The 8018-nt window shown below is 40.9% G+C and carries 9 protein-coding genes; all 9 read left to right on the top strand.

Features of this window, described 5'->3' with window-relative positions; genetic code table 11:
• The first annotated feature begins 412 nt into the window (after positions 1-412).
• Entirely contained in the window at positions 413-547 is a 135-nt protein-coding gene (rpmH, locus tag PATL_RS22125) for a 50S ribosomal protein L34 (RefSeq protein ID WP_006994903.1), read from the top strand.
• Positions 548-556: 9 nt separating this feature from the next.
• On the top strand, positions 557-919 hold the full coding sequence (gene rnpA, locus PATL_RS22120) for a ribonuclease P protein component (protein ID WP_006994904.1): 363 nt from the start codon (positions 557-559) through the stop codon (positions 917-919).
• Positions 880-1134: a membrane protein insertion efficiency factor YidD gene (gene yidD, locus PATL_RS22585; RefSeq protein WP_011576991.1), complete on the top strand. Its 255-nt coding sequence runs from the start codon at positions 880-882 to the stop codon at positions 1132-1134. Before rnpA ends, yidD begins: the two co-directional genes overlap by 40 nt.
• 111 nt (positions 1135-1245) lie before the next feature.
• Positions 1246-2877 carry a membrane protein insertase YidC gene (gene yidC, locus PATL_RS22115; protein WP_011576990.1) on the top strand — a complete coding sequence of 544 codons (1632 nt, stop codon included), beginning with the start codon at positions 1246-1248 and terminating at the stop codon, positions 2875-2877.
• Positions 2878-2987: 110 nt separating this feature from the next.
• Positions 2988-3470, top strand: a complete 483-nt coding sequence (locus PATL_RS22110) for a YajQ family cyclic di-GMP-binding protein (RefSeq protein WP_011576989.1) — start codon at positions 2988-2990, stop codon at positions 3468-3470.
• 8 nt (positions 3471-3478) lie between these two features.
• Positions 3479-4861 carry a tRNA uridine-5-carboxymethylaminomethyl(34) synthesis GTPase MnmE gene (mnmE, locus tag PATL_RS22105; RefSeq protein ID WP_011576988.1) on the top strand — a complete coding sequence of 461 codons (1383 nt, stop codon included), beginning with the start codon at positions 3479-3481 and terminating at the stop codon, positions 4859-4861.
• A gap of 279 nt (positions 4862-5140) precedes the next feature.
• Positions 5141-5578 carry an FMN-binding protein MioC gene (mioC, locus tag PATL_RS22100; protein ID WP_011576987.1) on the top strand — a complete coding sequence of 146 codons (438 nt, stop codon included), beginning with the start codon at positions 5141-5143 and terminating at the stop codon, positions 5576-5578.
• A 3-nt stretch (positions 5579-5581) separates the two neighbouring features.
• Positions 5582-6256: a DnaT-like ssDNA-binding domain-containing protein gene (locus tag PATL_RS22095; RefSeq protein ID WP_011576986.1), complete on the top strand. Its 675-nt coding sequence runs from the start codon at positions 5582-5584 to the stop codon at positions 6254-6256.
• Between the two features lie 19 nt (positions 6257-6275).
• Positions 6276-7091, top strand: a complete 816-nt coding sequence (locus PATL_RS22090) for an ATP-binding protein (RefSeq protein ID WP_011576985.1) — start codon at positions 6276-6278, stop codon at positions 7089-7091.
• The last annotated feature ends 927 nt before the right edge of the window (positions 7092-8018 follow it).

Below are 8018 nucleotides of genomic sequence, written 5' to 3'. Positions count from 1 at the left end.
ATTAATTATTCAGCATTCTTTGCAAAACAGGTGTTAATTATCACTCTAAACTGTGCATAAGTAAAATAACCTTTTCAGCATCGCTTAAATATTCTTTAAAAAAACAATAAGATTTTGTTTTATATATATATTATTATTTCAGGCTCGCATTGCAAAAGTCAGAACAGTTAAATATATAATCAAAAATCGAGCCAGAAAACACTCCCAAACCCAAATAATAATAATAACTGTGGATAAAATAGCTACGCATAGACGAGTTACCCAAAGACCATCAAAAACGCTAGATGATCATTAATTACACAATGATCTCGATAACTCATTGACAAACGTTAGGCGGATCTCTAGAATTCAGCGTCCTTTTTGAGCATGCAAGTGTTCATTTGTTTTTAACCTTATGTAGCGGAACTAGGTCATGAAAAGAACTTTTCAACCAAGTAACTTAAAGCGTAAGCGTTCACACGGTTTTCGTGCCCGTATGGCGACTAAAAATGGCCGCAAGGTTATTGCCAATCGTCGTGCTAAAGGCCGTGCTCGTTTAACAGCTTAATCATTTAAAGTGGGTGAAAATTCATTTTCTCGGGAGTTGAGACTTTTAACTCCCACCCACTTTGAATTTGTTTTCAAAAATGCCACTCCTGCCGTATCCCCAAACTTAACATTACTTGCTCGTCACAATGATAGTCCTAATCCCAGACTAGGAATAACTGTCGCTAAAAAACGTGTCAAAAAAGCACACGATCGCAATCGTATTAAACGCATTGTGCGTGAAAGTTTTCGCAATCATCAGCAAAGCTTACCTAACATTGATATAGTAGTGGTTGGTAAAAGTGGGCTTGATAAGCTCTCGAATCAGGAACTATTCCTAGTTTTAAGTAAGTTATGGAAAAAGTTAGCCAAGCGCTGCGAAAAATCCCAATAGGTTTGATTAGACTATACCAGCTATGGCTTTCACCCATGCTGGGGCAAAACTGTCGATTTCATCCAACTTGTTCTTACTATGCAATTGAAGCAATAAAACAACACGGAATCATAATTGGTGGTTGGTTAAGTATCAAACGCATACTAAAATGCCATCCGCTGCATTCTGGTGGAATCGATCTGGTGCCCGACAAGAAGAAGCAAAACAAGCACTAAAATATTTGAATTTGCCCCGTATAGAGATTACGGGCAAATTTATAATCGAATGAAGGTCGTCGCCTAGGCAAAACGGCTTAAATTAATAATGTAGTTAATATAGAGTATTTTATGGAATCCCAACGCAGCTTTTTATTAATTGGCCTTGCCATGGTCAGCTTTCTTTTATGGCAACAATGGCAAGTGGATTATGGTCCTCAACCTGCCCAGCCAGTAGAAAGTCAACAAACAACGGGGAGCGATGCCCCAAATAGTAATGGCGATGTACCTATTGCTACGCCAACGAATAAAAGTGCGCTACCAACTCAAAGCGTAGTTGGTAAGGTCATATCTGTGACTACCGACACGTTACAACTAAGCATCAATACCGTAGGTGGTGATGTTATTTCAGCAAACTTGCTTAAATACCCACTTGAACAAGGTTCACAGGGTACGTATAGCTTACTTCGCCCAAGCGGCCCAACGATTTTTGTGGCTCAAAGTGGATTGGTCGGTACCAATGGAATAGATAAAGGCTCACGACCTACTTATTCTGTAAGCCAAGATAGTTTCGTTATGGAAGGTGACTCGCTGACAGTCCCTCTAACGTATACAGCTAAATCCGGTTTACTCGTGACTAAAGAATTTATATTCAGTAAAAACAGTCACGAAGTGAAAGTAAATTATCACGTTGAGAATACCTCTTCAGATGTAAAAAGTGTTAAACAGTTCGGACAGTTAAAGCAAAGTACAGCGGATCAAGGCGGCAGCATGTTTATGCCAACTTATCGCGGTGGCGCATTCTCCACTGAAGACGAGCGTTACGAGAAGTACTCCTTTGATGACATGCAAGACAAAAACCTGAATCAAGTTACTCCTGCTGGTTGGACAGCAATGATTGAGCATTATTTTGTTTCAGCGTGGGTACCACCACAGGACCAAACTAATAGCCTCTACAGTAAAATGACCCAGAACGGTAATGCGATTATCGGTTTTATTGGTCAATCTGTAGATATAGAGCCAGGTCAAAGCGTTGATATTCAAAGCTCACTTTACCTTGGTCCTAAAGACCAAGATACCTTAGAAAAAATCGCGCGCGGCTTAGATTTAACGGTTGATTACGGATTTCTGTGGTGGATTTCTAAATATCTCTTCGCCTTCTTGCAGTTTATTCACAGCTTAATTGGTAACTGGGGTTTCTCTATCATCCTCATCACTATCGTCGTTAAAGGTGCTATGTACCCACTAACGAAAGCACAGTATGAATCGATGGCGAAAATGCGTGCCTTGAAACCCAAAATGGACGCGTTGAAAGAACGTTATGGCGACGACAAGCAGAAGATGCAGCAAGCCATGATGGAAATGTACAAGAAAGACAAGGTAAACCCTATGGGTGGTTGCTTCCCTCTTCTTTTACAAATGCCTATCTTTTTAGCCTTGTATTGGGTGTTGTTAGAAAGTGTTGAATTACGTCACGCTAACTTCATTTTCTGGATCACTGATTTGTCTGTTAAAGACCCTTACTTTGTCCTACCGATATTAACTGGCCTTAGTATGTACCTTCTACAGAAGCTGCAACCTATGACGATGACAGACCCAATGCAGCAGAAAATAATGCAATTTATGCCTGTGGCTATGAGTTTGTTCTTCTTTATATTCCCAGCAGGTCTAGTGCTATATTGGTTAATCAGTAACATCATTACCCTTATACAGGCGAAAATCATTTATGCATCAATGGAGAAGCGCGGTTTAAAAACCAAGTAAGTCGCCACTCTCTATAAGCAAATAGCCCGCCTTACACAACTATGTAGGCGGGCTTTTTTATATTCACACCTAGCATTACAATGTGTTCATTTAATCAATAGGAAATCAACATGCCCTCATTTGATATTGTGTCAGAAATTAAATTAGAAGAAGTGAGAAACGCCGTCGAAAACGCTAACCGCGAGCTTTCCACCCGTTTTGACTTTCGTGGCGTAGAAGCCAGTTTCGAGCTTAAAGAAAACATCGTTACTATGTCTTGTGATAGTGATTTTCAGTTAAAACAAATGCTCGATATCTTGCGCGGCACTTGTGTAAAACGCGGCGTAGATACAGCAGCCTTTGAAGAAAAAGACGTTCAGCACATAGGTAAGATATACAAACAGGCTATCGCGTTTAAAGAAGGCATTGAACAGCCTGTGGCCAAAAAGCTGATCAAGATGATAAAAGACGCCAAGATTAAAGTGCAAGCTTCGATACAGGGCGATCAAGTGCGTGTCACGGGTAAAAAACGTGATGATTTACAGCAAGTCATGGCGTTAGCGAAAAGCAGTGACCTAGAGCAACCCTTACAATTTACCAATTTTCGAGATTAGGCAATACCGTGACAGTTGAGCAAAATACTCCAGACCAAGACACCATCGTCGCCCAAGCAACCGCAAGTGGGCGTGGCGGGGTTGGAATAGTGCGCGTATCAGGCTCGCTAGCAGCAAAAGTCGCCGAGCAAATAATTGGGCATGTACCACTCATTCGTAATGCCCAATACGTACCATTTAAGTCCAATACCGGCGAACCGCTTGACCAAGGTATAGCGTTATTCTTTAAAGCGCCCCACTCCTTTACTGGCGAGGATGTTTTAGAACTACAAGGCCATGGTGGCCAAGTTGTTTTGGATATGCTCATCAAAGCAACTCTACATGTTCCTAATGTGCGTTTAGCAAGGCCAGGTGAATTTAGTGAACGCGCCTATTTAAACGACAAACTAGATTTAGCCCAAGCTGAAGCCATAGCGGATTTAATTGATGCCAGTTCAGAGCAAGCCGCTCGAGGGGCTCTACGTTCTTTACAGGGCGAATTTTCAACACAAATTAACTCGCTTGTTGAGTTGCTAACGCATTTGCGTATATACGTTGAAGCAGCAATTGATTTCCCTGACGAAGAAATCGACTTTCTTAGTGACGGCAAAGTACAAAATGACCTTAAGGCAATAACGAAACAATTAAGCTCAGTAAAAAGCCAAGCCCGACAAGGCAGTTTGCTGCGAGAAGGTATGCGCGTTGTTATTGCTGGTCGACCCAATGCAGGCAAATCGAGTTTATTGAATGCTTTAGCGGGGCGTGACGCAGCAATTGTTACCGCAATAGCAGGCACCACACGTGACGTGTTGAAAGAGCACATCCACATTGATGGCATGCCACTGCATATTATCGACACTGCTGGCCTTAGAGACAGCTCAGATGAAGTAGAACGCATTGGCATTGAACGCGCTTGGCAGGAAATTGAGCAAGCAGATCGTGTTTTGTTCATGTTAGACAGTACCGAAACCCATGAAAACGACCCATATAAAATTTGGCCAGAATTTATGCGCCGCTTACCGAAAAATATGGGGCTAACCGTTATTCGTAACAAAGCGGATCTCTCTGGTGAAAATGTTGGGAAGGTACAATACGATGACTATCCGGTTTTCCAACTCTCAGCGAGTCACAAACAAGGCATAGAGGTACTGGCAGAGCACCTTAAGGAATGCATGGGTTTTCATTCATCAAATGAAGGTCAATTCATCGCAAGGCGGCGCCATATTGATGCTATTGAGCGAGCAGAAGAGCATTTATTATTAGGTAAGCAGCAATTAGAAGACAACCTAGCGGGTGAGTTGTTAGCTGAAGAACTGCGCCTAGCCCAAGCATATTTGAGTGAAATAACCGGTGAATTCAGTTCTGATGACTTGCTAGGCAAGATATTCTCATCTTTCTGCATAGGTAAATAACTTTTAGCACGCTCTAATCTACATGCCGGTACTAGCTAACCACTTTATATCGAGACACACTGACTAGCGTGGCTCGTTATTATTGTTTGACATATCATGTTGAAAAAACACTCAGATTAATCATTAACTTAGTCACGAAGTGATTAATGGCAAACACTAGGTTAAATTTACTTAACTTGGTTGTATTTTTCAGCCTATCTCTTTTATGCCTTGAGTTAATACGTAGTCGCGCCAATCTATGCAAGGTACAATGAGTTCAGTCAATAACGAGAGAGAATAATGGTAGATTTTGAAATAATTGTCGGCAGCATGCTCGGTGCCAGCGAATACGTTGCAGAAGCGTTACAGGAAACATTGAGTAAACATCAACTAGCTTCGAATGTACATTTGACTCCCGACTTACCTGATATTTCTCATTCAGCTATTTGGATTATTTGTACCTCTACTCATGGAGCAGGTGATTTACCAGACAATATTCAGCGCTTCGCAAAGCAAATAGAAACCACAGACGTCAGCGATGTATCTTTTATCGTCATTGGATTGGGAGACAGTAGCTATGACACTTTTTGTTATGGCGCAGCCAAAATGGAACAAGTATTAAAAAACAGTGGTGCAAGATTGGATGCTCCAGCACTAAATATTGATGTACTTCATCACCCTATTCCAGAAAACGCCGCCGTGGAGTGGTTAGAAACTTGGATAAGCAGTAGAGGTTAACAATTGGACACCTGGTTAAACGAAGCAGAGCAAAAAGCACTTAATCAAGCCGTGAGCAACGATGCCAGGGTGTTATATTTGATGGGTTTGAGACCCACTGTTGATAGAACAACAGGTAATACGCCCGCATTAAATTACAAATCGCTATTAAGCATGCTCAATGCAAAAGAAAGTAAATTCAACCTTGGCCGACAAGTGAATAACCTAATCAAAGAATTGCTTCATGTTGAGTTAGTCAGTTTTGTCGAAGAGGTTGATTTGAATAAGAGTTTTAATGGAAAAATTCTTACCTTACCCTTACTCATGATCAAACCTGATGATTACAGCCAGCTCCATTTACAGTGGCAAAAGATGAGTGCAAACTGGACCCCAAACGCAACTTTGTATCAAGATTTAGCTAAACTAGTAGGCATCATTGATAGTGACTTCTCTGACCACGAACTGGGTGATTTTGTAGCCTACTGGTTAGGACGCCCTCAAACTCAATTTACGCAGTTTCAGTGGACGCAGAAATTTGTATTTAACGTTAAACAAAAACGCTTAGCTAAAAACATCAAGGCTATTCACAAGGTGGGTAATCAAATCGTCACGGCCAAAGCAGGCGTTGTTGCGGATGAAAATGCCAAAAACCTTGTTGCTAAATACAGTAGCAAAGCAAAGACTACCTCTAACTCATGATCATTAGCGGAAAATTAACATGCTAAGTTTGAAAGACAGAATCGCTCAACTCGGTAAAACGCTTGGCAGGAAACACATTCCTGATACCTATACTGATTATAAGACGGTAAGGCTCGAACACGAAGCCCTTGCCAACCGTGACGTGCGCCAACTACAAAAAGACGGCAAACGCGCCCGAATTCAAACTTTACATGGACGATCTGATCTTAATCCTAAGTGGACCTTCGACAACCTTATTCAAGACAGCGACGATGTAAAAGAAGCGATAAGTATCGCTCATTCATTTATAGCAGCCCATGAGGATCCCGCTTGGCGCAAAAGTGGCTCGCATATGATGATCTTTTATGGGGATTATGGCCGTGGAAAATCTCACACCGCTGGTGCTATTGCGCACGAGTTGATCAATCAATACGAGATCACCGTTTTATACAGACAACTTTCAACACTGCTAGAAATGCGCTTCTTCTCATACGATTACAGTGCGACAGATAAAGTAGGCGAGAAATTTCGTGAAATAAACCAAGAACTACTCGACGTCGATTTATTAATATTGGATGAAGTGTGTGTCAATGAGTCTTCACTTAAGAAGAACGCCCAAAGCTGGTTGGGGAATTTACTAAGACAGCGTCTAGCACACAATAAAAACTGCATACTGATCACCAACCATAACCTGGCTGAACTCGAACAAGCCCTAGGTAGCTACTGTTTTGAGTCAATCAAAGAATACGATACCTACAAGGTTCGCTTTGAAGGGCCAAGTCGCCGCAAAGAGATTATTCCTTCACAAGTAGAAACTCATCGAGCCACCGGTTATCAGCCTAATCAAGTAAAATAAGGGATAGTAATTCGTCGCTAGATATACCCATATAGCGGCGTTTTCTTGGCGATAAATAAAACCGTAAAAGCCATCTTTCGATTTCTGCTCCCAAGTTGGCCCTATAATCACGCGCTATCCCTATCCTCTTGTCCAATAAAATTAAGCTAGTCAATGCGGCACAAGTGGTTACATCTCTTTAATAAACCATGTCCGCTCACGAGTATTTAATCTGTGCGTTTCACGCTTAAATAGGCGATATGATCCTCACTCAACCATCATCGTAGGTTATGCCGAACAGTATAAGTGGACACCTTTAACATTAAGAAATGCAATAAATAGCCGGAAAGGAAAGCTCATGCTCATAAGAAAGGATCCTCAGAAACAAGATATTCGTTAGTTGGATCTTACTTTAGGATCTTTTTAGCCGCTCATTTACTCTCTTTTATAAAAATTTTCAGAAAAATTGCGCCCCAATATCTTGCTCAACTCTAGATGAGAAATGCTCTAGCGGCCTTAATTAAGTGTTTTTAGCGCTTTTTTCCATTTATTTTAAAAAAATCGTAATTTAATTTTTGCTTAGATCCAGCAGTTATACACAACTCGATCGAAGATCGTGATCTAAAAGGTATAGGTCATGTAGAATAGGGTTTCTGGACTGATCTTACGGAAGAAGATCACATTTTATACACAGTTAGATCAAACCTTATCCTTTATTGTGCACAAAATACTGAATAACTGCTGTATAATCACTACATATCCACTTGATAAATATAGGCGCGGATCCACTTGTGGATAAGATCGCTACTTACCCCCAAGCTATACAAAATAGATCAATGAATGATCACAATGAAAAGTTCAACGTAAGCTACTGATAATATTGTATTAATAATGCTTACACACAGATCCAGCGATCACTAATAATAATAACATTAAGTAAAGATCTAA

This window comes from Paraglaciecola sp. T6c, from assembly GCF_000014225.1.
GTDB classification, from domain to species: Bacteria; Pseudomonadota; Gammaproteobacteria; order Enterobacterales; family Alteromonadaceae; genus Paraglaciecola; species Paraglaciecola atlantica_A.
The sequence above is the reverse complement of the archived record's forward strand: the minus strand, read 5'-3'. Positions and strand labels throughout refer to the sequence as shown.